The following is a 26,105-nucleotide window of genomic DNA, read 5'->3' as shown; positions in this document are numbered from 1 at the left end:
ATGATAAGGAATATCGTAACGGTACTGCTTATGGCGCAGGCAGGCACCGCCATGGCGTCTACCCCGGTCACTGTGCTCCCTGCCGGCGACTTCTCCGCCAGTGGTGATCTCGCCCTGAAAAAGGGCAGCATCCCGGTAAGTTGCCATACCCGGTTTGATGGCCAGGTGGCTGACAACGGGGAAATCACCGTCACGGCCGTGCATTTTGGCGGGTTCAATCCCCTGTGCAAGAGCATCAAGGCGCTGGGTTTGCCCTGGCAGGGCCAGGTCGATCACCCCGGCCAGCTTACCGTTGAGGACATGCAGGTGAAGGTAAGGGTGCCCTTGCTGGGCGGCATCTGCGGCCCCGGCCCGGTAACCCTCGGCTGGACCAATGACAATGCGGGTGCCACCTTCGATGCAGTCACGCTGGGCCCGGATTGCGCCATGGACGGGGTCATGCTGACCACGCCACCGGTCCAGATCCATCCCCGCTCCCCCTCCCCCTGAGGGGGGAGGTGTAGACACTTTGCGGTATTGACGTATTCGCTTTGTAATCTGGTCCCTATGGCGGTTCCACAACCTGCCGCGGGCACTTAATATTGCCTTTTTCTTGGGTCAGACCCTGATTGAAACCAACAGGCAAGGATTACACACATGCAGAACGTGGTGGCGATTCCCGCGAACCCGGCGCTGGTGAACAGCACCGAAGATTTTATTCACGCCGTTGAGCACGATCGCAAGGATAGCGCCGAAAAGTTCATTCACATGGCAGACCACCTGACCGACCGTATCATCAGCCTTTTCCTGGTCGAACCGGCCAATATGGCGAACCTGTCCGGGGGCCAGAAGAAGGTGATTGATTTTGCCGTGTCCACAGCGGGCAAGGCATCCAGCATGCTCACTCGGCAGATCTTCAAGAAAGTGACCAATGCCGAATTCGCGCCTGTGCTGGCGAATGTGAAGGAGATGTACTGGGCGGCGGGTGATGATAATGGCAACCACCCCTATATTGCGTTCCCGGTGGAAGATGCGTTCGCCAGGGACTTCCAGAAGGCCTGTGAAATGTGTGCAGAAGGCCGTGGCACCGAGGATCTCGCGTTGGTAACCCGTGTCATGAGTGAGCTGTCCGACAAGATCATCAATGATGTTTTTCTGGTGAACACCAAGGAAGTGAAGATTGGCTTTGTGACCCAGAAAGCCTTGAATGTGGGCGTGGATGGCAGTCGCAAGGCCGTTCACTCGGTCAACAACAAGGTCCTCAAGGATCTGAATGATGCCGAGTTGAAGGGTTACATGGGGCACTACGCCACCTTGCTGATGCAGCGGTAAAGAGACGCAAGCACGCACACGTGAAAACAGGAAAGGCGCCGACTGGCGCCTTTTTTGTGGTTGATGTCTTGTTGATGTTGTTGGTGTGTTCCTGGTTGGGGCGCTTCTACGGAGCCGCTGTAGGAGCGAGCCTGCTCGCGATCCGAGCCTTGGCGAGGGAATAAAGTTTCGGGTTGCGAGAAGCGAGTTTCGAAAGGCAAGACCGGAAGCATGAACGTTGTTTGGGGTTTGCGCTTCGGGATTCGTTTCTGGACTCCTTACCTCGCTGTCGTTCGGATCGCCCAGGCAAGCTGGGCTCCTACGGCGGGGTATAGCGAGTGTTTTTACTGATGCAAAAAGGCCCGCCCGGTTTTCCGGGCGGGCCTTTTTTTCGTCAGGCATCAGGCCTTACTGGCTTGTGCCCGGTTGCCGCTGGGGCGGCGACGGCGGCGTTGCTGGCCGTTGCCTCCCGGCTTGTTGCCGTTATTGCTATTGCCACGAGGTGGGCGATTGCCCGCCGGTTTGGCCTCTTTCTGGTTGCCCTGGCTGCGAGCTTGTCCCTGGCCCTGACCGGGTTTTTTCGGTTTCTTGGGGCGCTTGCGTTTTGGGGGTTGAAGCGCACGAGCCTGGGGGAGTGGTTCGCCGGGCTCGAACCCTGCCACGATACGGCGCTCCAGATGTTGCTGGGTCAGCCGCTCGATATCACTGAGCTGCTGGAATTCATCGGCGCTCACCAGGGAAATGGCCTGGCCGGTGGCCCCCGCCCGGCCGGTACGGCCGATGCGGTGAACGTAGTCTTCCGGTACGTTGGGCAGGTCCACGTTCACCACCTGGGGCAGCTGTTCGATATCCAGGCCGCGAGCAGCGATATCGGTGGCGACCAGCGCCCGGATCTTGCCACTTTTGAAGTCCGCCAACGCCCGGGTACGGGCATTCTGGCTCTTGTTGCCATGAATGGGGGCCGCTTCGATGCCGTTGCCTTCCAGTTGTTTGGCCAGCTTGTTGGCCCCGTGTTTGGTACGGCTGAACACCAGCACCTGATACCAGTTATGTTCCTGGATCAGGTGGGTGAGCAGGGCGGCCTTGCGCTTCTTGTCCACCGGGGCTACCCACTGGCTGACCAGCTCGGTGGTGGTATTGCGCGGGCTCACATCGATTTCCACCGGATCGTTCACCAGCCCCTTGGCCAGTGCGCGGATGTCCGGCGAGAAGGTGGCAGAAAACATCAGGTTCTGGCGCCTGGGCGGCAGCTTGCTGAGGATCTTGCGGATATCGTGAATGAAGCCCATGTCCAGCATGCGGTCCGCTTCATCCAGTACCAGCACTTCCAGATTGTCGAACTTCACGGCGTTTTGCTGGTACAGGTCCAGCAGGCGGCCGGGGCAAGCCACCAGAATATCCACGCCGCCACGCAGGCGTTGCATCTGGGGATTGATCTTGACGCCGCCAAACACCACGGCGGACTTGAGTGGCAGGTGTTTGCCGTAGGTCGCCACGCTTTCGCCCACCTGGGCTGCCAGTTCCCGGGTGGGGGTTAGCACCAGCGCCCGGACCTGATTATTGCTGGCGGGTTTGCCCTTGCGCAGTCGTTCGAGCAGGGGCAGCGTGAAGCCGGCAGTCTTGCCGGTACCGGTCTGGGCGGCGGCCATCACATCCCTGCCATCCAGTACCGCAGGGATCGCCTGGGCCTGAATCGGGGACGGGGTGTCGTAGCCCTTGTCGGCCACGGCGTTTTGCAGGGCTTCACAGAGCCCGAGTTCGGAAAAATGCATCAGGGATCAATCAGCGCGAAATGGGCGGCAAGCCTAACTGATTCGGCCCCTCGCGACGAGGGCTTTTGTCGGTTCAAGGGGATAGAGAAGATCAGGGTGCCTGCGGGAGGTATACGTGCAGGGCTGGGAGGCGGTGATCAAGTGATGTTGCCCGCGGAGATCCGGGGCAAAGGCAGGCGCAGGGCGGCCAGTGTCCGACAACGGATCAGGCTGCCCGGGTGTCCTGCTGTTGGCTTTGCACAGATTCCCACTGGCCATCCATATCGGCATGGGCATCTTCAAAAATGGCGTCCATCCCGCTGGGCATCCAGTCCAGATCCAGCATGGTTTCATTTTCCATTGTGCGCTCCCGTGTTCACGTCAGGGTTGTGGTGAAGAGATATTCATACTCTATGGGGCTAGTCCGGGAGAAACTGTTGCAAGCTTGTAAGCTTTTTCTTACAGAGTGTGAGAGGTGTTTCCGGATAGCATGTGACTTGGTGCATCACACTTGGAACAGGGAGGTAATGTATGAGTGAACTGGACTGGGAGCAGGTGCTCACCCACCTGTATCAGCTGGGCATCGCCTTTGTGCTGGCCCTTCCTGTGGCATGGAACCGTGAGCAAATGGCCCGGGGCGCCGGGCTGCGGACCTTTCCCCTGGTCTCGATTGCAGCCTGTGGTTACATGTTGGTGGGCATGCAGGTCTACACCGGCTCGGATGCGGAAGCCCGGGTGATGTATGGCCTGATCACCGGGATGGGCTTTATCGGCGGCGGTGCGATTCTGAAAAACGGGGGCAATGTGAGCGGGACTGCTACCGCAGCAAGTCTCTGGAATACAGGGGCCATCGGTATTTCGGTGGCCTACAGCCGGTATGAAATCGCCTTGGTGCTATCGATCATCAATTTCCTGATCCTGCAGTTTTCGCGATCATTCAAGCGCGAGGATGACGAGGAGGCGTCATGAGCCTCCCTGGGGGGCGTCCTTTCTGAACCTGGGTTATTGTGCCGCCAGGATGGCCTGGCGCACGCAATGGAGCACCCCCGTGGGCCAGTCATCGGCCAGGTATTCCTTGATCTGGCGGTAGCTGAAGGAGTCTTCGGCCAGATTGGGCTGGCTAAGCAGGGCGTCCTGGATGATACCGATTTCCACTTCACTGAGACCCAACGCCTGTTCCAGCCCCACCTGCCCGCCCACGATCAGCTGGCTGAGCTCACGGTACACGGTCTGTTCATTCAGGTTCTGTTGCCGGGCAATCTCGGCCGGGGCCATGTTGGCCTGGGCGAGGGCCAGGATGTCGTTGCGATCGGGACCGGCGGGCTCGGCTACACCGCTGGCGTCGTCGCCGTCACTGCCGTTGAGTACCGCCAGAAATTCATCCCCGTAGCTTTCCAGCTTGCGATCCCCCACCCCGCTGACCGCGGCCATTTCCCGGCGGTTGCGTGGGCGAATGGCGAGCATGTCCATGAGGGTGGCATCGTGGAATACCACGTACGGAGGTACGCCTTCCTCGTCCGCCAGCCGTTTGCGGCAGGCACGCAGGGCTTCCCACAGGCTGCGGTCGGCTTCGGCGATATGTGCCTGGGTCTTGCGGGTGGTGGCTTTCTTCGCCTTGGCCAGCTCCTTGCGCAGGTGCAGGGGCTGTTCGCCGCGCAGGTAGGGGCGGCAGGTGTCGGTGAGCTTGAGGGCGCCGTAGCCGTTCATGTCCACGCTGAGCAGACCCCGGGCCACCAGTTGTCGGTAGATGCTTTTCCATTGGGTGGCGCTGTATTCGCCGCCGATGTTCCAGGTGGAGACATGGTCGTGGCCGGCACTGGCAATCTTGTCACTGCGGTTGCCGATCAACACATCAATCAGGTGGCCGGCGCCGTAGCGCTGACCGGTGCGGTACACGCAGCTGAGGGCTTTCTGCGCGGCCACGCTGGCGTCGAAGGTTTCCGGCGGATTAAGGCAGGTATCGCAGTTGCCGCAGGGCTTGGTCAGCTCCTCATTGAAGTAGTGCAGCAGCGCCTGACGGCGGCAATGGGTCACTTCGCACAGGCCGAGCATCGCTTCCAGGCGCTGGTTCTCGTTGCGCTTGTGCTGCTCGTTGCCGTTGCTCTGGGCCAGCATCTGTTTGAGCTTGATGGCGTCTTCCAGGCCATAGGCCATCCAGGCGGTGGCCGGTTCGCCATCGCGGCCCGCCCGGCCGGTCTCCTGATAGTAGGACTCGATGCTTTTGGGCAGGTCCAGGTGCGCCACGAAGCGCACGTCCGGTTTGTCGATGCCCATGCCGAAGGCAATGGTGGCCACCATCACGATGCCGTCTTCACGCAGGAAGCGCTGCTGGTGCTTTTCGCGCACATTGGCGGCAAGACCGGCGTGATAGGGCAGGGCATTGATGCCCTGCTGGCACAGCCACTCGGCCACGGTTTCCACCTTGTTGCGGGACAGGCAGTAGACGATGCCGGCATCGCCGCTGTGCTCGCTGCGGATAAAACGCAGCAGCTGGTTACGGGCACCGTCCTTGCGTTCGATGCGGTACTGGATGTTGGGCCGGTCGAAGCTGGAGACGAAATGGCGTGCCTGGGTCAGGTCCAGCCGTTCGGCAATCTCGGTGCGGGTGCGCTGGTCGGCGGTGGCGGTCAGGGCAATGCGTGGCACCGCAGGGAAATCCCGGTGCAGCAGCGACAGTTGCAGATAATCATTGCGGAAGTCATGGCCCCACTGGGACACGCAGTGGGCTTCGTCGATGGCGAACAATGCGATATTGGCTTGCTGCAACAGGGACAGTGTGCGGGGCTGTATCAGGCGCTCCGGAGCAATGTAGAGCATGTCCAGTTCGCCATTGAGCAAGCCATCCTCGATCTCTCGCACCTGCCCGAAATCCAGGGTGGAATTCAGGAAAGCCGCTTTGACCCCCAGTGCCTTGAGGGCGTCCACCTGATCCTGCATCAACGCAATCAGCGGGCTGATGACAATGCCAACCCCCTCGCGCACCAGTGCCGGGATCTGGTAACACAGGGATTTGCCGCCCCCGGTGGGCATCAGCACAAGGGCGTCATCGCCGTTGACAAGGGTGTCGATAATGGCCTGCTGTTCACCACGGAACTGGTGATAGCCGAACACATGCTGGAGAACGGAGTGGGCGTCAGATTGCATGGGCGGAGTATACCGGTAGCGCCCGGCGTCTGACATCCATCTGACCGCGGAGTGTGGTAGGTTCCAGTGCGAAATTAACGGATTCTTGAGTCAGCCATGAAAGATATCTTTCGTCAGTTTCTGGTGCTGGGCCTGGTCAGCTTTGGCGGACCGGCGGCCCACGTGGGCTATTTTCACCGCCGTTTCGTGGAGGAACTGCAGTGGTTGGATGAGGCCGAGTTTGCCCGCCTGATGGCGCTGACCCAGTTCCTGCCCGGGCCGGCCTCCAGCCAGTTGGGCTTTGCCATTGGCCGGGTGCGCGGTGGGGTGGCCGGCGCGTTCACGGCATTTGTCGGTTTTACCCTGCCTTCCTTCCTGGTCATGGCCTTGTTGGCCATCTATGCGTCGTCCTTGCCGGAGTGGCTACAGGGGGGCGCGATTACCGGGCTCAAGTGGCTGGCCGTCATCGTGGTGGCCGATGCCGTCTGGAACATGGGCAAGCGCTTCTGTACGTCACCACTGACCCGGGGGCTAGCGGTGGCCGTGGCCTTGCTGTTGCTGGTCTGGTCCTCTCTGCCGGGCCAGATACTGGCGCTTCTGGTCGCCGCAGCGGTGGGCTGGCAGGCTCTGCGACCGGCGCAACCCGAGGCGGCGGACAGTGATCAATCTGCACCGGTCTGGCGCCCCAAGCCGTTGCTATTGTTTGCACTGCTGGCACTGGTACCGCTGCTGTTTGGTGGTGGGCTGTGGGTGCTGTGGAAAGATTTTTATGCAGCCGGCTCGTTGGTGTTTGGCGGCGGCCATGTGGTGCTGCCACTGCTGCAGGAACTGGTGGGCGGCAAGCTGAGCCCGGATCAGTTCCTGACGGGCTATGCCGCCGCTCAGGCGGTGCCCGGTCCCATGTTTTCACTGGCGGCCTATCTGGGTGCTGTATTACTGCCGTCCAGTCCCTGGCTGGGGGCGCTGACAGCCACCCTGGCTATCTTCCTGCCCGGTTTCTTGCTGGTGCTGGGCGTCATGGAAGGCTGGCAATGGCTGTCTTCCCGCCCGGCCCTGGCCGGCGCCGTGGCGGGTATCAATGCGGCGGTGGTGGGGTTGTTGCTGGCGGCGCTGTACCAGCCGGTTTTTGTGTCCGCAGTGCACGGGTTTGGGGACCTGCTGGTGGTGGTGGCGGGTTTTGCGCTGCTGCGCAGCGGCAAGGTGCCCTTGTGGGGGATGGTGTTGGGGATGGCAGGGCTGGGGGTAGTGGCTGGGGCGCTGTAAAGGACAGTTGAAAGTTTAAAGTTCAAAGTTGAAAGGCGCGGGAGAGGACGTTTGGGCAGAGATACAGAGGGCGCGCTTCATGGGGACATGCGTGTCCTCAATTTGCCAATTTGCTTTTGCCTGGTGCGAATCGACGGTTGTGGTGGCTCCCACCTGACTGACATGACTTTTGCTGATATGTCATCGCATCATGATGTGAGCGTGTCCTCGCCGGACGGGCCCAAAGGGGTGTAACGCGACACCCCTCTGGACTCCCCCGCGCCCCGACTCCGTTCGGCCTGCTCCGCAGGCACACTCCGGTACTCGCCCTGTGACGGACGCAAAAAAGACTCGCTCCGCTCAGACAGGTTTTTTGCTCTATGCCGTCACAGGGCTGCGTTCCTCGACTCACTCTAACGGGGAAGATGCCGCGCTGGTGGCATTGGCGTTCTTTTATCGCGCAAACGCTCAAGGTTGCTGTAGGAGCGCCAGTTATTCGCTCCGCTCACCCCTTCGGGGCCGCCTTGCAGGCGTTCCTTCGCTTCGCTCGGTGAGGCGCGAAATTTGCGTTTATCGTCGCTCCGTCCCGCCCGCAGACAAGGGCTAATTAGGGGATACGCATTTTTTGGGGCCGCGCTGCGGCGGCAACACGCCATGCCAAAACGTCCCCCGCTCCCTCACCGTAGGAGCCTGCCTGCAGGCGATCCGAGCCTTGGCGAGGTAATCAGTTTCGAGTTGCGAGAGACTAGTTTTGAAAGTCAAAATTCCAAACCGGGTTCCTTTCCACAGGTTTTAGGTTTTCGAACCCCGGTATTCGAAACTCGCTTCTCGTCACTCTCTTCTTTACCTCGCTTAGGCTCGGATCGCCTGCAGGCAGGCTCCTACAGCAGCATTTGAACAGACGGCTTTTAATCGGGGAGGCACATGGCTAACTGAGGGCATGCATACCCCCCCCGGCTTCACTCGCTCAGCCATGAAAACGCACCAACAACATCAGCACGGCACCTTCCCCGTTAGAGTGAGTCGAGGAACGGAAGGATCTGGCGGCGTAGAGCAAAAAACCTGTCTGAGCGGAGCGAGTCTTTTTTGCGTCCGTCAGACCCTGAGTACCGGAGTGTGCCTGCGAAGCAGGCCGAACGGAGTCGGGGTGGCGGGGAGTCCAGAGGGGGAGCCAGTTTCTCCCTTTGGGCCCGTCCGGCGAGGACAAACACCTGTCAGATTGCGATGACATATCAGCAGATACCGTGTCACCCAGGCGGGGACCACGATCACGGCAAATTCGCGCCTCACCGAGTGAAGCAAAGGAGCCTGCAAGGCGGCCCCGAAGGGGTGAGCGGAGCCGAATAACTGGCGCTACAGCCATCTTCAGCATTTACGCGATAAAAGAACGCCAATGTCAGTTGGTGATTGCGCGGGCACGGCTTGCCGGAGCACGATCACCTCCAGCGCGCTTTTCAACTTTGCACTTTCAACTTTCAACTCATCTCCACCCCGACCACCGGCCTTGCCTCAAGTCCGGAACCATGATTCACTTCTTAAAAGAAATGAACATGGGTTCCGATCATGGCCTACCGGGAAACTGACAACGTCCGCGCCCGCAAGGCGGCCCAGCGGGAGCATCTGCTGCGCAGTGCCGAGCAGTTGGTCCGCAAGGGTGGCTTTGCCAACCTGACCATGCAGACCCTGGCTACTGAGGCTGGTGTCGGGGTGGGCACGCTGTATCGCTATTTCGAGAACAAGCCGGTGCTGGCAGCAGAAGTCTTCAGGCTGGCGACCGAGCGGGAGGTGGCGGCGGTGGCCGATGCCATGACCTTGCACGGCGGCTTTTCCCGCCGGCTGTCCCATGTGCTGGAAACCTTTGTGCGCCGTGCCCAGGTCGCTCCGACCCTGGCCTGGTCGCTGATCGCCGAGCCGGTGGATCCGGCGGTGGATGCCGAGCGTCTGGTCTATCGCCAGCGTTATGCCGAGCTGTACCAGCAGTTTCTGGCCGAGGGCGTGCGGTTGGGAGAGCTCCCTGAACAGGACACCGCAGTGACTGCCGCGGCCATGGTGGGCGCCATTGCCGAGGCGCTGGTGGGACCTCTGTCCGATCCGTTGCCCAAGGCCGGGTTGGCGCAATCCCTGACCCAATTCTGCCTGCGCGCCACCGGCGCACAGGCATCGACTGACAACTTGCAAACGCTGCACAAGACGGCGTAACCATTTTTTGGGAGAGCAACCATGAATGCCAAACACGACACCCTCAAACCGGACCCGTTGGCCCAGACCCATGAGGTCTTCAATCAGGCCCGGGCGCTGGAGGACTACAACCCCTATGACACCGACGACGCCCTGCGAGATGCGGTGCAACGGCATGGTGCTGGCTGGGCAGAGGCGAAACTGTCAGCCCACGGTGCCAAAACCGGGACGGCGGAAGTGATCGAGTGGGGCTTTCTGGCCAACGAGCACAAGCCGCAGTTCTTTTCCCATGATCGTCAGGGGTATCGGGTGGACCTGGTCAAGTATCACGAGTCCTACCACCGGCTGATGTCTCTGGGCCTGGAGTCAGGCATTCATTCCGCGCCCTGGACGGATCCGAAGCCCGGCGCCCACGTCGCCCGGGCTGCGCAGAGTTATCTGCAGGCCCAGGTGGAAGCTGGCCACGGTTGTCCGCTGACCATGACCTTTGCCGCGGTGCCGTCTATTAGTCTGACCCCGTCACTGGCGAAAGAGTGGCTCCCGAAAATTCTCAACAACGCCTATGACCCGCGCAATGTGCCGCATTATGAAAAGCAGGCACTGACGATTGGTATGGGCATGACCGAGAAGCAGGGTGGCTCCGATGTGCGGGCAAACACCACTCGTGCATGGGCCATCGGCACCGAGGGTCCCGGTGAAGCCTACGAATTAGTGGGCCACAAGTGGTTCACCTCCGCTCCCATGTGTGATGCCTTCCTGGTGCTGGCACAGACCGAGAATGGCCTGAGCTGTTTTCTGGTGCCGCGCTGGCGCCCGGATGGCAGCAAGAATCCGATCCAGGTACAGCGCCTGAAAAACAAGATGGGTAACGTGTCCAACGCCTCTTCCGAGATCGAACTGCGCGGCGCGCTGGGCTGGATGGTGGGCGAGGAAGGCCGCGGCGTGCCTGCCATCATTGAAATGGTGGCCATGACCCGCTTCGACTGCATGATCGGCTCCATGGCTGGCCAGCGTCAGGCAGTGGCTCAGGCGGTGAACCATGCTTCCGGTCGGGCGGCGTTCGGCAAGACCCTGCTGGACCAGCCGTTGATGCGTAATGTGCTGGCGGACCTGCAGCTGGAAGTGGAAGGCTCGCTGGCGATTGCCATGCGTATGGGGGAGGCGTTGGACCAGTCCACCCTGGACCCGAAAAACGAACACGAAAAGCTGTTGCTGCGCCTTGGCCTGCCGGCGGGCAAATACTGGATCTGTAAACGCACTCCCTTCCATGCCTACGAAGCCATGGAGTGTCTCGGTGGCAACGGGGTCACCGAAGACTTCATCATGGCGCGGCTTTACCGCGAGGCGCCGATCAATGCGATCTGGGAGGGCTCGGGTAATGTGCAGGCGCTGGACATGCTGCGCGCCCTGGCCAAGACTCCGGCGGTGCTGGAGACCTGGTTTGCCGAACAGGGCAAGACCCGGGGTAGCGATGCGCGACTGGACCAGGCCGTCGATGCCCTTAAACAGGAATTCGGTGACATGGAAGACGCCCAGTACCGTGCCCGTAACATCGTCGACCGGTTGTCGCTGACCATGCAGGCCAGCCAGTTGGTAGCGGCGGGGAATCAGTCTGTGGCGGAGGCGTTTATTGCCTCTCGTCTCGGTCAGCACGGCGACCGCAATTACGGGACCCTGCCGCGGGGGCTGGACCTGGGCCGGATTCTGGCGAGGGCGAACCCGTGGGAGAGCAATTAATAGTTAATAATGAATAATTAATAGCTGCGCGAGCAGCGACTGTCTTAATGCCAAGCAATGAGGCCGCGCCCAAACATTGGGCGCGGCCTCATGCGTTTCAAAACACGAAAACCCGTCTCGCGACGTTATTCATTATTAACTATTCATTATTAATTAAAGCTTCAGCTTGCCCGCAATCTCAAACCACATCGCCCGAAACGCCTGGGCGCTGGGGGTGTAGGGGGCGAATTCGCCGACGGGGGCGCGGTGGTCGCCCATCTGCTCCACGTGGGTGGAGTAGGGGATCCAGGTTTTCAGACCTCCCTTCATCACCTTGGGACGCTTGACCAGCATTTCCACATGCAGGTCGCGGTGGCGGTCCACCATATTGAAAAACGGCACCACGGTGAGGTTCTTGTAGTTCTTGCTGTCGATCCAGTCGCGTACCTGCTGGAAAGCACGTACCGACAGGTGGGTAGGGATCACTGGCACAAACAGGTAGTCCACTGCCGCAAAGATGCTTTCCGCCACCGGGCTCAGGGTGGGGGGGCAATCCAGAATGACCAGCTCGTAGGTCTCGCCCAGCGGGGCGATCAGCTGTTTGAGCTTGTTTTTGGCGCTGCCGCCTTCACTCAGCTTGATGTCCGCATTGCGCATGGAGATATCTGCCGGGATGGCATCCAGATTGGCCCAGCGGGTCTCCCGCTTGAGCCTGCCAATGGGCTGCTTGCCTTTCAGTACATTGCCCGCCTTGTAGCCGTCGCCATCATCCACGCCCAGATAGAAGCTGGCGGCGCCCTGGGGATCCAGATCCCAGAGCAGGGTGCGATGCTTCCAGCGGGCGGCATGCCAGGCGACATTCACCGCCGAGGCGGTCTTCCCGACGCCCCCTTTCAGGTTATAAAAGGCAATGGTTTGCATGGCGTTCTATCCTGTCAGCAAGTCGAAAGCAGTGGTGGCCTGTACTATAGCCGTGAATCCACCGGGTTCCTACGGTCGGGAACAGGGTTCACGGCTACCTTTATTGTTGATCTCAGGCTAGCATGATCGAAGCCGATGTCCCATTTTGCCTGCCTGTGACGGTAGTGCCAGTCTGGGGGCATCTCTTGTGATGCTGGTCGACAGGCTGTTTAATAGCCGACCAGCCAATGCCCTGAGCGGGCAAAAAGCCAAAGGAACAGGGAACCAGGGTGACCGCTTCAAAACGCTACCAGGTCTTTATCAGTGCCACATACCCCGATATGCAGGGAGCGCGGCAGGCGCTGATGTTGCCCATGATCGAGAACGGCATGATCCCCACCGGGCTGGACAGTGCCGCTGCCGATGGTAATACCCTGCTGCCGGTGATCCAGAAGCTGATCGAGACCAGTGACTACTTCGTGCTGATCGTCGGCGGTCGCTATGGGCACCTGTCTCCCATGGGGCTCAGCGAAGTTCACCGTGAATATATCTTTGCGGCCACCAAGCGCAAACCGGTGGTGGCCTTTATCCATGATAACCCCTCCTTGCTCAGAGACGATCAACAGGAAGGCACCCGCGATGGCATGGTGCGACGGGATGATTTTGTTCGCCTGCTGGAAGAAAAAGTGCCGTGCTTTCGCTGGAGCACCGAGGCCGGCCTCACCGAGGTGGCCCGCAAGGTGTTGCCAAACCTGATGCGCGAACACCGTGCCACGGGTTGGGTGCGTGCCGATCAGGCCGGGAGCGGCGGTGGGGCGGACACCAACGGTCTGAAGGCCCGTATTCAGGAGCTGGAGAAAGAACGGGAAGAGGCATTGGCCCAGTCCCGGCCTCCCCTGAAGACCCTGTCCCGGGGCAATGACCAGGTGGCGCTGGATTACTCCTGTAACGTCTATGAAGGCGGTGACTGCAAGCTGGCCATGGTCACCACCCGCCTCAGCTGGGATCAGGCGTTCTCCTGCGTGGCGCCGCTAATGCTGAACCCGGCCTCTGAGCCCGTGATGCAGAAAGCCCTGGAAGACTTCATTGTGCGCAAGGCCCTGGGCGATGTGCAGAAAGACTTCCCCCGCGCCCATGCTGTGCGCAACGTGGTGCTGGCGGCGCACTCCTTCAACCAGCTCAAGATCCACCTGCGTGCCCTGGGCCTGATCGCCAAGTCCCAGGAAACCGACAGCCGCGGCCTGCCCCTCTGGCAACTCACCGCCCATGGCGACAACACCATGAGTCAGGTGATGGCGGTGAAGCGGACGGTGAAGCTCTAATTAATAGTTAATAATGAATAATTAATAACGCCGCGGGCCTGATTTTTTAGGTTCTGAAAGCAAAGAGGCCGCGTCCAGAGTCTGGACGCGGCCTCTTGCGTTTAAGGCGCTCAGGCGCTGGCTCGCGCCAGCTATTAATTATTCATTATTAACTATTAATTAACACCCAGCTTTTCCTTGATGAACGCCACAACCTCATCCACCGGCACATCGGTATTTTCAGCATCCCCACGCCCCTTGTATTCCAACACGCCGTTGTCCATGCCGCGCTCGGCGATGACGATGCGGTGGGGGATGCCGACCAGTTCGGTGTCGGCCAGTTTCACGCCCAGACGTTCTTTCTCGCGGTCATCGAACAGCACTTCGATGCCGGCGGCGGTGAGTTCGGCGTAGAGTTTTTCTGCCAGCTCGCGCTCGCGGGGGCTCTTCTTGATGTTCACCGGGACCAGCGCCACGGAGAACGGGGCAATGGCTTCCGGCCACAGGATGCCGCGGTCGTCGTGGTTCTGTTCGATGGCGGCGGCGACCACACGGGTCACGCCGATGCCGTAGCAGCCCATGGGCATGACCACGGACTTGCCGTTTTCATCCAGCACCTTGGCACCCAATGCTTCGGAGTACTTGGTACCCAGCTGGAAGATATGGCCCACCTCGATACCGCGCTTGATAGTCAGGGTGCCGTTGCCGTCCGGGCTCGGGTCGCCTTCCACCACATTGCGCAGGTCGGCCACGTCCGGCAGCGCCACATCGCGTTCCCAGTTGATGTTGAAGAAGTGTTTGCCGTCTTCATTGGCACCGGCGCCGAAGTCGCTCATCACCGCCACGCTGCGGTCGGCGATGACCTTGATGGGCAGGTTCACCGGGCCCAGGGAGCCGGGGCCGGCACCGATGGCCTTGCGAATTTCTTCTTCGCTGGCAAATTCCATGGGCGCGGCTACCGCGTCCAGTTTCTCCGCCTTGATGTCGTTCAGTTCGTGGTCGCCGCGGACCAGCAGGGCCACCAGCTGGCCTTCTTCGGCGCCTTTGACCACCAGGGTCTTGATGGTCTTTTCGATGGCCAGATCAAACTGTTCCACCAGTTCTTCAATGGTCTTGGCGTTGGGGGTATCCACCTTTTCCATGGCGGCGCCGGGGGCGGCACGCTCGCTAACCGGCGCCAGCGCTTCGGCCAGTTCCACGTTGGCGGCGTAGTCGGAGCTGTCGGAGAAGGCGATATCGTCTTCGCCGGAGTCGGCCAGCACATGAAATTCGTGGCTGGCGGCACCACCGATGGCACCGGTATCCGCTTCCACGGGGCGGTAGTCCAGGCCCAGTCGATCGAAGATGGCACAGTAGGCCTTGTGCATGATCTGGTAGGTCTCGGCCAGGGAATCCGTGTCGGTGTGGAAGGAGTAGGCGTCCTTCATAATGAATTCCCGCGAGCGCATGATGCCGAAGCGCGGGCGAATCTCGTCACGGAATTTGGTCTGGATCTGGTAGAAGTTGGCCGGCAACTGCTTGTAGCTGTGGATCTCGTTGCGGACCATGTCAGTGATCACTTCCTCATGGGTGGGGCCCAGGCAGAAAGGGTTGTTGTGACGGTCGGTGATGCGCAACAGCTCCGGGCCATAGGCGGGGGCGCGGCCGGATTCTTCCCACAGCTCCATGGGCTGCACCACCGGCATGAGCACTTCCTGGGCGCCGGCCTTGTCCATCTCCTCGCGGATCACGTTCTCCACCTTGCGCAGTACCCGCAGCCCGGTGGGCAGCCAGGTGTAGAGGCCCGAGGCCAGCTTGCGAACCAGGCCGGCACGGAGCATGAGCTGGTGGCTGATGACAACGGCGTCCGCCGGGGTTTCTTTGACAGTGGCAAGCAGGTACTGGGAAGTGCGCATAGGGGCTCTGTATCAGGGTTCTCGGGGAAAGGGACGATTCTAGGGATAAAGACGGTGCGACTCCAGTCTTGGCTTTTGTCGCCAGTGTTGTCTAGAATCAATGTCAGAATAAAGTCTCAGCAGTATTGATAAGAATTACAGGGAACGGGGGAAGTAATGGACCACCTTTTCAAGTGGGCGTCAGGATGCGCCCTGGGCATGGCGTTGTGTGCCAGTGCCCAAGCCGAACTGATCGATTCCGTGCGCGCCGGCGACAATGCCTACCTGATCTCGGAAACCCATCTTTATGTCTACGACTCGGTGGCCGGGACCGTGGATGCCCTGGCATTGGATATGGCCCCCGTTGCCGTGGATGCCACTGACGATGGCATCTTTGTCGCCTACCCGACGTTGGTGGAAAAGCGGGGATTCAACGGTGCCCCGTTGAGTGATGCCAGTGGTCTGATTCAGCGTACTCTCCCTCAAACCACGGATATCCTGGTTCATGGTACCACCGTGTATGCTGCCTTCAGCGAAGGTGAGGCCATTTACCAGCTCAATACTTCAGACCTGAGTGCGACGGGCGGCGCGGCCTATCTGACGCTCAGGGAGCCACTGTCCCAGCTGGCTGCCTACCCCGCAAATGGCACCGGGCCGCTTGAGGCGCTTTACAGCCCTGACGGCCAGGATCTTATCCGCTTGAGTTTTCCGGTGGTGTTTGATCCGGATAATATTGCCGAGTCCGAGCGCTTCCAAATCCCGCCAGGGCAAAACCTGGAAGAGCCGGACGATATCTTCTTTCTGGAGGGGGGCACCGGCAATGTGCTCCTGATGGATAATGGCTCCGAATGGTCACTGGATGGCGTTTACAATGGCTGGATTGCGGGCCGGGAGTTCCACTTCCTGGATCAGGCGGAGGATGACAACTGGTCAGTGGTACGCGACAAGGTCATCGCCTGTGAGCCCGAAGCAATGCGTGACTGGGGCTCTGACCTGATTCATTACGGCCATTCCCTCGCCTTTGACAGTCGTGAGAAGGCGGGGACCCCCGATGTGCTGTTTGATGTGGTCCATGTCTGGGGCGCCGGCGCCAATCCGGGCACCCACCTGTTCAGAGAGAGTGCGCCGGGCACCCTGCAGGCAAGGGTGTCGCAACGTGCTGATGGGCTGGACTTCGACGATGGCAAGGTGCCTTACTCTGTGACAGCGGGTGCCAGCCTGTCGGACTATCAATTGCAGCAGGGCGTATTGGGACGCCATGTGGCCTTCAATGACGACCATTCTCTCGCGTACGTGCTGCATCAGGGGAATGCCACCTGTCAGTCCATGGTGAGAGTTTATAACCTGGCAACCCAGACCTGGCAGGGCACCATCCCGCTCCGTTGGCGTGCGGATGCGCTGGCGGTGGTTGGCGGGGCCAACCCCGATACCAGTGACGATCAGCTGGCCGTGGTCTATGAAGTGGCCTATGACCGATACGGACGCAGTGATCCGCTGTCGACTTTCATTGACCTGAATGCCGGTGTGTTGGAAGAAGATGCCAGCCTGGATTTTGCCGATTACGGTTCATCCTATTTCGGGTTGAGTACGGTGCAAGCCAGTCGTCATGCCGTGCTGTACCAGTTTGAGGTCGCATCCCAACCCGACTTCAGCATAATCACCGGTCACGGTCCCGGCGGCGGCTTTGATGACTATATTCATATAGACAGTGAATCAGGCCAGATAAGTGAGATCGATGGTTGGGATTCCCGGGCGGTGCTGGGAGAGGCTTCAGGCCTGGCCCTGAAAGCAGTGGACGATTTGAGTCTGCTCAACTTTAACGAAGATGCGGGGTCGTTCATGTTTGAGGCGGCGCCCTACGCTAATGGGGTGCTGGACGACACGGTAGAGACGCTTGAGGCGCCACTGGTGGCCTCAAGAGATCAGACCCTGTTTGCCCTCAATTTGCCGGAGGCCAGTGCGGCCCTGTTCGACAAGAACGGTCCGGCGTATAACGAGGGCAAGCCGCAGGATTTCCTGCCCAACTTGTTGGGCGCAGCAACCTGGTCAGAGACCATTCAGGGCTCGGCAGGCTATTATGCGCTGTATAACCTCAATGGTGGAGACAACCAGGGCTCCACGGCCTCAGTCCTGCAGCGCTGGTTGTTGACCCTGGGGGCCGATGGTCATGCCACCTTTACCCCGGCGGGTGAAGGTAGCCTGGCGGGCTTGCCGCTGAGAACGGATATTGTTGATCCGGCGACGGACGATCTGCTGGTCACCACCCTGTACCAGGGGCAGTATCGATTCACTGCGGTCAGCAGCGATTTGTCAGATGCCCCCAGTTTTGAGGGGTCTGGCGACAATGCTGGCGGTGAAGGCGGCGGTGATGGCTCTACCGGTGGCGAGACCGGCAGCGGCGGCGGAAATGGCGCGGTCTCTGGCAGCGGATTCAGTTCCGGCGGCGGTGGCGGTGGCGGCGGCAGCTTTGGCATGCTGACCGGATTGCTCGGGCTGCTCTATTTCCGCTTGCGGAAACGACGTCACTAAGTGTTTGTCAAAGGGCCCGGCTGGGCCCTTTTTTGTGAGGAATTAGTATGTTGAATGCGGAACAGGTGCAGGCGGTGATCTATGAAGGGTTGCCTGCGGCGTCGGAAGAAGGATTGCAGGTGGAATCCATCGGCGAACACCGTGCCAGGGTGCGCAGTCCGTTCCGGCCTTCCACCCTGCGACCGGGAGGCTCCATCTCCGGGCCCACCATGATGGGGTTGGCCGATGCGGCCATGTATGCGGCGGTGTTGGGGGCTCTGGGGCGAGTGGAGATGGCGGTGACCCAGAACCTCAACATCAACTTCCTGTCTCGCCCGGCCCAGAAGGATCTGATTGCCGAGGCGGTTATCCTGCGCCTTGGGCGGCGTTCGGCGGTACTGGAAGTGCAGCTGTTCAGCGAGGGCAGCGATGACATGGTGGCCCACGTGACCGGCACCTATGCGCTGCCGGTTAGCTGACAGGGGCGAGCTACGAGCTACACTGATAGGGCTAACAGAGGTCCCAACGTTCCCGGAGGTCGGCGGTTTCCCTTGAGGCCGGATTCGCCCAGGCGAGCTGGGCTCCTACAAAAACTGCGTTTCCACGAAGACACTGTAGGAGCCCAGCTCGCCTGGGCGATCCGCGCCTAAGCGAGGTAATGATTCCAGAAACGCCTTTGGTACCAACTGTAGAAGCGCATGATATTCGCTACGCCCACCCCTTCGACCGCCTCGCTGCGCGAGGTTCGTCCCCTGGAAGGGAACTCCTGCAGCACGCATCTGACGCTGTTGGCAAGCGGGGCTGTAGGAGCTTGCCTGCAAGCGATCCGCGCCTAAGCGAGGAACTGAGGTGCCTTTTTGTCTTCAGAGCATGCCCGCGCGGAGCATAAAACTACCCGCTTAACAGGGCATGTCCACGTGTTGCAGCTTGTAGCTTGTGCCTCTACCGCAGCTCCTTCTCCCAGATCAGATCCAGGCTGTTGGCTTCCGAGCTGGAACGGGCCTCCAGATGCAGGCTCCGGGAGAGGGTGTAGCGGAGCATCACCGTGGAAACGGCATCGAACAGTCCGATGGCGTAGGTCAGGTAGAGCCGCTCTGACAGTTGCTTGCCCAGCATCAGCGCGGCATCTTCGGTTTCCCAGTCGCTGCCCACGGTAATTTCATCCACCCCCAGTTTGTCACCGATCTTCTGGGTCACACCGCTGCCTTTTTCCAGGCCGTAGACGGCTAGTGCCTGGGCAATGCGGTTGGCATCGCTCTGGGTGCCGCCTTCCAGGGGGCGGCCGGTGAGCAGGTAGGACATGATCTGACTGGTTTCCATGGCGGGATCGGAGTACAGCGTGGCTTCCGGAGTTTGCAGGGTGCCGCCCAGTTGTACGCCCACGGTGATCGCCTCGCTGGGAATCTTGCGATAGGCACGGATATCCAGACCGGGATTGTCCGGTTGCCCCTGGAAGATCAGCTGTCCGTCACTGATGGCCAGATTCTGACCATAGGCGCGGTAGCGGCCTTCGACGACGATCAGCTCACCGTTAAGTTGCGGCGGTTGCCGGGGTTGCTGCGCAATCTGCAGGGTGCCGCCCAGGGTGGCGTTAAGGCCGAAGCCATTGAAACTGACCTGGTCACCGAGTCTCACGGTCACGTCCATACCCAGCGGCAGGGCCTGGTCCTTGTTGCCCTCCTGATGCACCAGCACCTGATCTTCGCTGACGGTGATGGCGCCCTCGGGCAATTGCTCGGGGCGAATGGCGGCTTCCGGTATGCGCAGTTCACCGCTGAGCATCATCCCTTCCAGGTCTCCGCTCAGGGTCAGATCAGGTGATACCCACACCTGGGCGTCTGGCCGCTCTGCTACCAGTAGGCGCTGGCCGCTGAACTGCAGTTTTAGGGCCAGCGGCCAGCGGCTGGGATCCAGATAGCCTGTCACCTTGAGGGTGCCGGTGCCCATCCGGGCCTGACCATCCACGGCAAGCCTGCCCTTGGGTGAGCCGGTCAGGCGCAGGTTGATATCACTGAACGCCGTGCCCAGGGCGGGTACCAGGGTGTGACCATCCTGCAGGGCGATCGTGCCCTCGATAATGGGCGCGCGGGGGGTGCCGGCCAGCTGTATGTCCCCATGGAGCTTGCCGCTGACGTCACGCAGATCGGCGGTGAGCATTTCCACCACCGACAGCCGCTCAATGCGAAAGGCGACCTGGCCCTGCATGGCTGCGTCCGGGGTAAAGCCATGATCAATCTCGGCATTGACCTGGCCCAGCGCGGTGGACAGCACAAAGCGGGTGTGGGCCTGCTGGCCGTCCAGGCGGCTTTCCAGTGACACCGTATCCAGCTGCCAGGGAGCAGGGCCGTCTTCCACATTGAAACTGAGCCTGGCGTCCCGGGTCTGCAGTTTCAGATCCCCGGTGGGAGCCTCCAGCGTGCCTTTCAGGCGGGTTTCTCCCTGCAAGGTGCCCTCCAGCGTATGGTCCGGACCAATCAGGGGGGTGAGTAATGCCAGCGGCAGGGCGTTCATATTGGCATCAAGCGTGAATTGCTGAGCGTCGTTCAGGCTACCCTGGGCACACAGCTGGCTCTGTTGTTGTTGCAGACACAGTTCTCCCAGTTGCTGGCGGGAGGCGGACAGGAACAGCGCGCTGGCTGCCTGTTGGGTCCACTGGCCCAGGTGCGCCTGTTCCAGCCGGGTGTTTTGCAGGGCGCCTTCCCAGCGGGGTGGCGTGTTGTCGTTCAGGGACAGAGTGCCTTCAAGCTGGGTGTCCAGGCGAGTGTCTTCCTGGGTCAGCGCCAGCGTAAGTTGATGGTCCGGCAGCGTTCCTTGAAGGTCCAGTGTCAGCCGGTCCAGCAGCCCCCGTCCGTTCTGCTGTAACCCTGCGGCGCTCACCTTGACGGCTTGCTGTTGTGGGCCTGTGCCCACATTGCTGAAGTTGGCCTGCACGGCGTCTAGCTGTAGCTCCCCCTGTCGCAGGGCATTGCCGGCAAGCGTGCCACTGAACCGTGGACGCTGGGGAGGCCCCTGAATGCTAAGGTTACCCGTCAGGCGTCCCTGCAATGAACGCTCCAGCTGTGTCAGGTTGGCCAGCGCCAGTTCGCCCTCCAATTGCCATTCCGGCCAGGCCTTGCCGGCCAGCGTAAGCTGGTTGTCACCCCAGTGCAGTTGGCTGTCGATCTGCAGATTGTCCGCATGGCCCCGGGTGTGCGCACGCAGGCTCAGGGGTTGCTGGCGAAGGGTGCCGGTGACCTGGAGTGAGCCGGGTTCCAGTTGCCAGTGGTTGTCCTTTATCTGCCCTTGGCTGTGCCCGTCGATGGTCAGCTGCCCTGGAAGTGTGGGGACCAGCATGCCGGTATCCAGGGCGCCGTTGAGGGCCAGGTCCCACTGTAGTGGCTGAAGCTGCAGGGTGCCGCTGGCGCTGAGTTGCTGACCGGATTGCTGGAGCGTCAGGGTTGCCAGTGTCAGTGTCTGTTCTGCCAGCTGGGCATCAAGTTCGATGTCCAGGGTCTGCGGTTGCTGATCTGCCACCGTTCTTGTCAGGGCGGTTTTTCCTTTGAGCTGTATGGCTGACAGTGGCCCGCGGGTGATCAGGGTGCCAGCATCCAGAGTCAGGCCCGGATCGTTGCTCAGCGGCAGTGGCTGCTGCTGCCATTGGTGTTTCAGGTCTACCTGCCACTGTTGGTCCTGATAGCGCCAGTGGCCGGCGGAGTGCAGGGTCACAGGCGAGTAGAGATCGTGGTTCAGTTGCAGGGCGGTCAGGGGGCCACGGGCAACCAGTTCTCCGCTAGTCTGCGCGGCCGCCACGGCTCCCTTGTCCGGCAGCGGTTTGCGCCAGCGCAGACGCCCATCCAGGTTATAGGGGCTGGCGAGTTGGCCATGGGCGCTCAGGTTCACGTCCAGATCGTCCAGCAGGGTGGCCTCCAGTCGGGCCAACTGGAAACGGCGCCAGGCAGACAGGCTTTCGCCCTCCAGTGTCTGTGCCAGTTGCGTGTCATTGACGGTGACAGAGTCTACGCTCAGGTGCTCAATGCGGATGCCCAGCGGCAAGGTCAGGCTGTCTGGTAATGACGTGCTGTTGCTCTCTTCTGCAGGGCCCGGGGTGGTTTTGATAAGAAGATGGCCCAGACTCAGGTCGTCGAAAGTCAGCCAGCCACGGGTGAGCGTGAGTGGGTGCAGCTGGGCATCCAGTTGGTTCAGGGTCACACTGAGGCTGTCATTCTCATAGACCAGGCCACGAAGGGAGACCGTGCCGAGCAGGTTGCCGTCCCAGTGCTCAAAACTCAGTTCGCCGGGGATCAGGTCACTGACCTGTGTTAGCAGCCAGCGGTTACCCGTGGCGGTACCTGCCAGACCATAAAGCAGCAACCCGGCCAGCAATAGTGCCAGGGTGATCAGGGCGAACAAGCCGATAAACGCGCGCCGGATCACAGGTCTGGCCCCATGCTCAGATGAATGCGCCAATCCCGGTTTTCATCCACCGCCCGAGCCACATCCAGGCGAATCGGGCCCAGCGGGGAGCGCCAGCGTATCCCCACACCGGCACTGTGGCGCAATTCATAATCCTCCACATCGTTGAAGGCATTGCCGGCATCGCTGAAGACGGCGAGGTGCCATTTTTCCGTGAGGGGATGGTCATACTCCAGGGAGCCGGTGGCCATGTGGCGTCCACCGATGACTTCGCCATTGGCATCTTCTGGCCCAAGGGATTCATAGCTGAAGCCCCGGATGCTGGAATCCCCCCCGGCGAAGAATCGCATGGAGGCGGGCAGTTCGGTGACATCGTTGATTTCGGTGTAACCCAGATCCAGGCGAGTCAGCACCCGCCCGCCGACCAGCGGAAACACCAGTTTGGCACTGGGTGTAAGCTGCACGAAAGACGCGGTGGAGGAGAGCCCCTGATGAGCCACCCGGATCTTACCGTTCAGCCGCCAACCAAAAGTGGGGTAAACCGGATCGTTGGCCTTGATCCGGCTCAGCTGATATCCGGGCATGACCAGTTCCGCCTGATCCACCTCATCCGCGATCTGCCAGGTCTCGCGCAGATACTCCAGTGACAGGGTGCTGACCCATTTGCTTTTCAGTTCGACGATGTAGTCGGCCCCGGTCATCCAGCGCTCATTGGTGTTGCTGTCCGTGTCTTCGTTGACATAACTGCTATGCAGATCCAGTCGCTCACGGAGAGGATCGGAGAGCGGGATCTGGTAACTGGCCCCGGCCCCCTGTTCCACTTCGGACAGCTGGGTTTCCGCACGGAAACGATGCCCCTGGCGATTCACCCGGCGATTTTCGATACCCAGACGCACCCGTGGCCCGGTGTCGGTGCTGAAGCCGATGCCGGTGAGCAATGACCAGCGATGGTTGTCGCTGAGTGTAATGCTGACAGGGATGGTGTGTGCCTGGGGATCAGCTGTGCCTTTCTGGATTCTGGCCGCGCTGAAATACCCCGCACCCAGATAGGCCTGCTGGGTTTCCAGCACCCGCTTGCTGTCAAAGGGTTGCCCCTGCTCGAACTGCACATAGGACTGGATCAGATCGGGATCCAATTCGCTGCCGCTCACCTCTACCTGACCAAACCGGTAGCGTGGTCCACTGTCGACGATCAGAACAATAGTGGCACTGCGCTTTTCCGTATCCACGGTGAGTTCATGGCGGGTAAGCTTGCCTTCCACATAGCCGCGATTGATGAGGCTTTGCTGCAGGTTGCGTTTGAGCCGGGTGTACCGGTCATGCTGCAGGCGTTCGCCGATGTGGAGTGCGTCTTCGTCCACCAGCCTTTGGAAAACCGGGTCTTCTGCGGCATCCCCGTGCAAGCGGATGTCCGCATGGGTCAACAGTACAGGGGGGCCGGTCTGAACCTGCAGAGTGACGATGGCGCACTCGCCGTCCGTGTTGGCGGATAGGGAAAGCTGGCTTTCGTAGTAGCCCATGGCTTTCAGGGCATTGTCACCATTGTTGAGGATCTGGCGGCGGATCAGACCGTACTGGGCCTTGGGGGGCTGACAGGCATAGCCCTCAAGATTGATCAGGGCACGGATATTGGCGGCCACCGCATCACTGGCATTGCCGCTGATGATCAGCTCCGGCTTGGTCTGGGCAACGACGGGGATCGGCAACAACAGTAGCAGCAGTACTGCGATCCATCCTGTTGGCAGCTTGGCGGTCAATCCCTGGTCCTTGTCAGTCATTGCTGCCAGTGTAAGCCAACAGGGTGCGGCACGAAATCCGGTTGTGAAAATTTGCCTGGGTTGGAGCCTGAAGGTCGCCCAGGCAACCGGGAAAAGGTTGGGCTCCAATGCACACTGGCTAGTCGGAGGTGCTGCCCCGTTCCCGCTGGTATTCGCTGGCGCTGGGACGTTTCTTGAGACGCCGTTGCAGGGTTCGACGGTGAATCCCCAACGCATCTGCGGCCCTGGAAATGTTGCCATCATGGGCATCCAGGGTGCGCTGGATGTGTTCCCATTCCAGCCGTTGCAATGACGGGGGCGTCTCGGGAAGCGCAGTGCCAAGACTGGCCGGGTCCGCCTGCAGAGCATCAAGAATATCGGTGGCGCTGGCGGGTTTGGTGAGATAATTGTGGGCGCCACGGTGGGTGGCGGCCACGGCCGCGGCGATGCTGCCGTAGCCGGTCAGCAGCAGCACCTTGCAACGGGGGAAGCGTTCGCGGATCGGGGCGATCAGGTCCAGCCCGTTATCCTGTCCCAGATTCTGGTCAAGAATGGCCGCGTCCAGTTGCGAGAGGCTGTTGATGTGTGTCAGCGCGCTGCTGGCGTCATGGGCCACATCTATGTTGGCGACCCGGCGCCCCAGCGCGCGTGCGGTTTGCTCGGCCAGCAGTTCATCGTCTTCCACCAGCAGCAAATGCAGATTGTCAGTCATGGGATTCCTCTTTGCCAGTCGACATATCAGCATGGGGAGAGCAGATACGCACCTGGGTCCACTGGCTGCCAAATTCCATGTCCAGACTGGCGCCCATCTTTTCCAGTGCGGTCTGCACCAGAATCAGGCCCATGCCCAGCCCCTGCCGTTCCGAATCCGCATGGGCAGGGCCGTTATCGCTGGTCTGCAGCAGATAGCCCTGACTGTCTTTCGCGCTGTGAATGATCCAGCGACTGGCGCCCGCATCCATGGCGTTGTAGCCCAGATTGCTGAGCACCCGGAACCAGCTTTCCCCATCCTGAAGCAAGGGGTCAACCGCCAGCTCACTCTGCACCTGGAGAGTGGGGGCAAGATGACGCAGCTGTTGGGACAACTGTTCGATCAATGTGCTCAAACGTTGTGGCCCGGAAAGGTGTTCGGCGGCATTGCGTTTCAGGCGCTGGGATACGGTGCGCGCAAGCTGGTCGATCTGGCCCACCTCGCCACGCAGGGATGCCGGTAGTTCCGGGGCATGCTGCAAGTTGTCCGCCAGCATGACCAGGGTGCCCAACGGGGTGTTCAGTTCGTGGGCTTGATCCGCCAGGGTGGCGGCAATCTGGTACATGTGCTCCCGGCGCCCGGCCAGATCCAGAGCCTGTTCCTGCTGGCGCTGTTGCTGGCGCATGAGGCGTTGAATGACCTGGCCCAGCAAGGTCAGCATGAGCAGTAGCGCCACAAACACCACGCCCATGCCCACGCTGTGCAGGCCGCTGAGCTCATGGCTGAGAGCATGCAGCGGCGTATCATCGGCGGGGCGGTGGTACCAGTTGAAGGTGACCAGATATCCCGCCAGTGCCAGCCCGGCCACCACCAGCCCGTTGGCCAGTGGCAAGGTGAGTGATGCCAGCAGTGCGGGCACCAGCAGGTAAAAAGATAGGGGATTGCCGGCCCCTCCGAACGATTGCAGCAACAGGATGAACAGCGCCGTATCCAGAGCCAGCTCCACCGTGAGTAACTGACTTTGGTGTTTGCGTGAGCGGTGGCTGAGCAGGGTGATCAAACTGGGTAGCAGCAAGGCCCCCAGCCCGCTGAGCTGTGCCAGCTGATAGCCAGTGTGGCCAAGGCTCTGCAGCAGCATCAAAGCCAGGGTAAACAGCAATACCAGCAGGCTGCGCAGCCAGATCAGGCGCAGGCGCCAGTTGCGAACGGGGAGGCGATTGTCCATGGCGCTATTGTAGAGGCAAAAGGGGGGAGAGGGGTGTGGCAATTTGCCTCGGTGGTTGAGTTGAAAGTTAAAAGTTCAAAGTTGAAAAGCGCGCCAGAGCTGCCTGGGTTCTAAGCCGCCGTGCCCGCGCCATTACCGGCAAGCGCGGGCACGGCAT

At 60.7% G+C, this 26,105-nt stretch carries 18 protein-coding genes; 9 read left to right on the top strand and 9 right to left on the bottom strand.

Annotated elements, in window-relative coordinates:
* A complete protein-coding gene (locus HF945_RS10750; protein ID WP_290522607.1) occupies positions 1-489 on the top strand; it encodes an activator protein in 489 nt (162 codons plus the stop codon).
* A 147-nt stretch (positions 490-636) separates the two neighbouring features.
* Positions 637-1,311 carry a hypothetical protein gene (locus HF945_RS10745; protein ID WP_290522606.1) on the top strand — a complete coding sequence of 225 codons (675 nt, stop codon included), beginning with the start codon at positions 637-639 and terminating at the stop codon, positions 1,309-1,311.
* Between the two features lie 380 nt (positions 1,312-1,691).
* Here the strand turns inward: HF945_RS10745 and HF945_RS10740 are convergent, their stop codons facing one another.
* Together HF945_RS10740 and HF945_RS10735 are read right to left on the bottom strand one after the other, a co-directional pair.
* A complete protein-coding gene (locus tag HF945_RS10740) occupies positions 1,692-3,062 on the bottom strand; it encodes a DEAD/DEAH box helicase (RefSeq protein WP_290522605.1) in 1,371 nt (456 codons plus the stop codon).
* Between the two features lie 205 nt (positions 3,063-3,267).
* On the bottom strand, positions 3,268-3,402 hold the full coding sequence (locus tag HF945_RS10735; RefSeq protein ID WP_290522604.1) for a hypothetical protein: 135 nt from the start codon (positions 3,400-3,402) through the stop codon (positions 3,268-3,270).
* Between the two features lie 170 nt (positions 3,403-3,572).
* Between HF945_RS10735 and HF945_RS10730 the strand changes: the two genes are divergently transcribed.
* Positions 3,573-4,010 (top strand): MgtC/SapB family protein, encoded by a 438-nt coding sequence (locus HF945_RS10730; RefSeq protein ID WP_290522603.1) that lies wholly within the window; start codon positions 3,573-3,575, stop codon positions 4,008-4,010.
* A gap of 33 nt (positions 4,011-4,043) precedes the next feature.
* Here the strand turns inward: HF945_RS10730 and recQ are convergent, their stop codons facing one another.
* Positions 4,044-6,185, bottom strand: coding sequence for a DNA helicase RecQ (recQ, locus tag HF945_RS10725; RefSeq protein WP_290522602.1), 2,142 nt, complete (start codon positions 6,183-6,185; stop codon positions 4,044-4,046).
* Positions 6,186-6,281: 96 nt separating this feature from the next.
* Here recQ and chrA point away from each other — a divergent pair, with 96 nt between their 5' ends.
* From chrA to HF945_RS10710, 3 genes are all read left to right on the top strand, one after another.
* On the top strand, positions 6,282-7,427 hold the full coding sequence (gene chrA / locus HF945_RS10720) for a chromate efflux transporter (protein WP_290522601.1): 1,146 nt from the start codon (positions 6,282-6,284) through the stop codon (positions 7,425-7,427).
* A 1,542-nt stretch (positions 7,428-8,969) separates the two neighbouring features.
* The gene (locus HF945_RS10715) at positions 8,970-9,605 is read left to right on the top strand and encodes a TetR/AcrR family transcriptional regulator (RefSeq protein WP_290522600.1); all 636 of its coding nucleotides are present in this window, start codon (positions 8,970-8,972) and stop codon (positions 9,603-9,605) included.
* Between the two features lie 21 nt (positions 9,606-9,626).
* Positions 9,627-11,321, top strand: coding sequence for an acyl-CoA dehydrogenase family protein (locus HF945_RS10710; RefSeq protein ID WP_290522599.1), 1,695 nt, complete (start codon positions 9,627-9,629; stop codon positions 11,319-11,321).
* A 153-nt stretch (positions 11,322-11,474) separates the two neighbouring features.
* Here HF945_RS10710 and HF945_RS10705 read toward each other — a convergent pair whose 3' ends face one another.
* Positions 11,475-12,221, bottom strand: coding sequence for a ParA family protein (locus HF945_RS10705; RefSeq protein ID WP_290522598.1), 747 nt, complete (start codon positions 12,219-12,221; stop codon positions 11,475-11,477).
* Between the two features lie 269 nt (positions 12,222-12,490).
* On the opposite strand from HF945_RS10705, the gene HF945_RS10700 reads away from it, so the two are divergent.
* Entirely contained in the window at positions 12,491-13,522 is a 1,032-nt protein-coding gene (locus HF945_RS10700) for a DUF4062 domain-containing protein (RefSeq protein WP_290522597.1), read from the top strand.
* Between the two features lie 155 nt (positions 13,523-13,677).
* On the opposite strand, the gene HF945_RS10695 is transcribed toward HF945_RS10700, so the two are convergent.
* Positions 13,678-15,396, bottom strand: coding sequence for a proline--tRNA ligase (locus HF945_RS10695; protein WP_290522596.1), 1,719 nt, complete (start codon positions 15,394-15,396; stop codon positions 13,678-13,680).
* A gap of 156 nt (positions 15,397-15,552) precedes the next feature.
* On the opposite strand from HF945_RS10695, the gene HF945_RS10690 reads away from it, so the two are divergent.
* Positions 15,553-17,904 (top strand): hypothetical protein, encoded by a 2,352-nt coding sequence (locus tag HF945_RS10690; protein ID WP_290522595.1) that lies wholly within the window; start codon positions 15,553-15,555, stop codon positions 17,902-17,904.
* Positions 17,905-17,951: 47 nt separating this feature from the next.
* On the top strand, positions 17,952-18,362 hold the full coding sequence (locus HF945_RS10685) for a PaaI family thioesterase (RefSeq protein ID WP_290522594.1): 411 nt from the start codon (positions 17,952-17,954) through the stop codon (positions 18,360-18,362).
* A 463-nt stretch (positions 18,363-18,825) separates the two neighbouring features.
* Here HF945_RS10685 and HF945_RS10680 read toward each other — a convergent pair whose 3' ends face one another.
* The 4 genes from HF945_RS10680 to HF945_RS10665 form a co-directional block, all read right to left on the bottom strand.
* On the bottom strand, positions 18,826-22,296 hold the full coding sequence (locus HF945_RS10680; protein ID WP_290522593.1) for a translocation/assembly module TamB domain-containing protein: 3,471 nt from the start codon (positions 22,294-22,296) through the stop codon (positions 18,826-18,828).
* Positions 22,293-24,053, bottom strand: coding sequence for an autotransporter assembly complex family protein (locus HF945_RS10675; protein ID WP_290522592.1), 1,761 nt, complete (start codon positions 24,051-24,053; stop codon positions 22,293-22,295). Before HF945_RS10675 ends, HF945_RS10680 begins: the two co-directional genes overlap by 4 nt.
* Before the next feature lie 118 nt (positions 24,054-24,171).
* Positions 24,172-24,744: a response regulator gene (locus HF945_RS10670; RefSeq protein WP_290522591.1), complete on the bottom strand. Its 573-nt coding sequence runs from the start codon at positions 24,742-24,744 to the stop codon at positions 24,172-24,174.
* On the bottom strand, positions 24,737-25,948 hold the full coding sequence (locus tag HF945_RS10665; protein ID WP_290522590.1) for a HAMP domain-containing sensor histidine kinase: 1,212 nt from the start codon (positions 25,946-25,948) through the stop codon (positions 24,737-24,739). Before HF945_RS10665 ends, HF945_RS10670 begins: the two co-directional genes overlap by 8 nt.
* Positions 25,949-26,105 lie beyond the last annotated feature (157 nt).

It is taken from the genome of Alcanivorax sp. (assembly GCF_017794965.1).
Taxonomy (GTDB): Bacteria; Pseudomonadota; Gammaproteobacteria; order Pseudomonadales; family Alcanivoracaceae; genus Alcanivorax.
Note: the sequence above shows the minus strand (reverse complement) of the source record. Positions and strands in the feature narration are given on the sequence as shown.

What these genes read in the sequence shown, in the direction of transcription:
- HF945_RS10750 (WP_290522607.1), top strand. Translation starts at nt 1, where the DNA reads ATGATAAGGAATATCGTAACGGTACTGCTTATGGCGCAGGCAGGCACC.
- HF945_RS10745 (WP_290522606.1), top strand. Translation starts at nt 637, where the DNA reads ATGCAGAACGTGGTGGCGATTCCCGCGAACCCGGCGCTGGTGAACAGC.
- HF945_RS10740 (WP_290522605.1), bottom strand. Translation starts at nt 3,062, where the DNA reads ATGCATTTTTCCGAACTCGGGCTCTGTGAAGCCCTGCAAAACGCCGTG.
- HF945_RS10735 (WP_290522604.1), bottom strand. Translation starts at nt 3,402, where the DNA reads ATGGAAAATGAAACCATGCTGGATCTGGACTGGATGCCCAGCGGGATG.
- HF945_RS10730 (WP_290522603.1), top strand. Translation starts at nt 3,573, where the DNA reads ATGAGTGAACTGGACTGGGAGCAGGTGCTCACCCACCTGTATCAGCTG.
- recQ (WP_290522602.1), bottom strand. Translation starts at nt 6,185, where the DNA reads ATGCAATCTGACGCCCACTCCGTTCTCCAGCATGTGTTCGGCTATCAC.
- chrA (WP_290522601.1), top strand. Translation starts at nt 6,282, where the DNA reads ATGAAAGATATCTTTCGTCAGTTTCTGGTGCTGGGCCTGGTCAGCTTT.
- HF945_RS10715 (WP_290522600.1), top strand. Translation starts at nt 8,970, where the DNA reads ATGGCCTACCGGGAAACTGACAACGTCCGCGCCCGCAAGGCGGCCCAG.
- HF945_RS10710 (WP_290522599.1), top strand. Translation starts at nt 9,627, where the DNA reads ATGAATGCCAAACACGACACCCTCAAACCGGACCCGTTGGCCCAGACC.
- HF945_RS10705 (WP_290522598.1), bottom strand. Translation starts at nt 12,221, where the DNA reads ATGCAAACCATTGCCTTTTATAACCTGAAAGGGGGCGTCGGGAAGACC.
- HF945_RS10695 (WP_290522596.1), bottom strand. Translation starts at nt 15,396, where the DNA reads ATGCGCACTTCCCAGTACCTGCTTGCCACTGTCAAAGAAACCCCGGCG.
- HF945_RS10690 (WP_290522595.1), top strand. Translation starts at nt 15,553, where the DNA reads ATGGACCACCTTTTCAAGTGGGCGTCAGGATGCGCCCTGGGCATGGCG.
- HF945_RS10685 (WP_290522594.1), top strand. Translation starts at nt 17,952, where the DNA reads ATGTTGAATGCGGAACAGGTGCAGGCGGTGATCTATGAAGGGTTGCCT.
- HF945_RS10675 (WP_290522592.1), bottom strand. Translation starts at nt 24,053, where the DNA reads ATGACTGACAAGGACCAGGGATTGACCGCCAAGCTGCCAACAGGATGG.
- HF945_RS10670 (WP_290522591.1), bottom strand. Translation starts at nt 24,744, where the DNA reads ATGACTGACAATCTGCATTTGCTGCTGGTGGAAGACGATGAACTGCTG.
- HF945_RS10665 (WP_290522590.1), bottom strand. Translation starts at nt 25,948, where the DNA reads ATGGACAATCGCCTCCCCGTTCGCAACTGGCGCCTGCGCCTGATCTGG.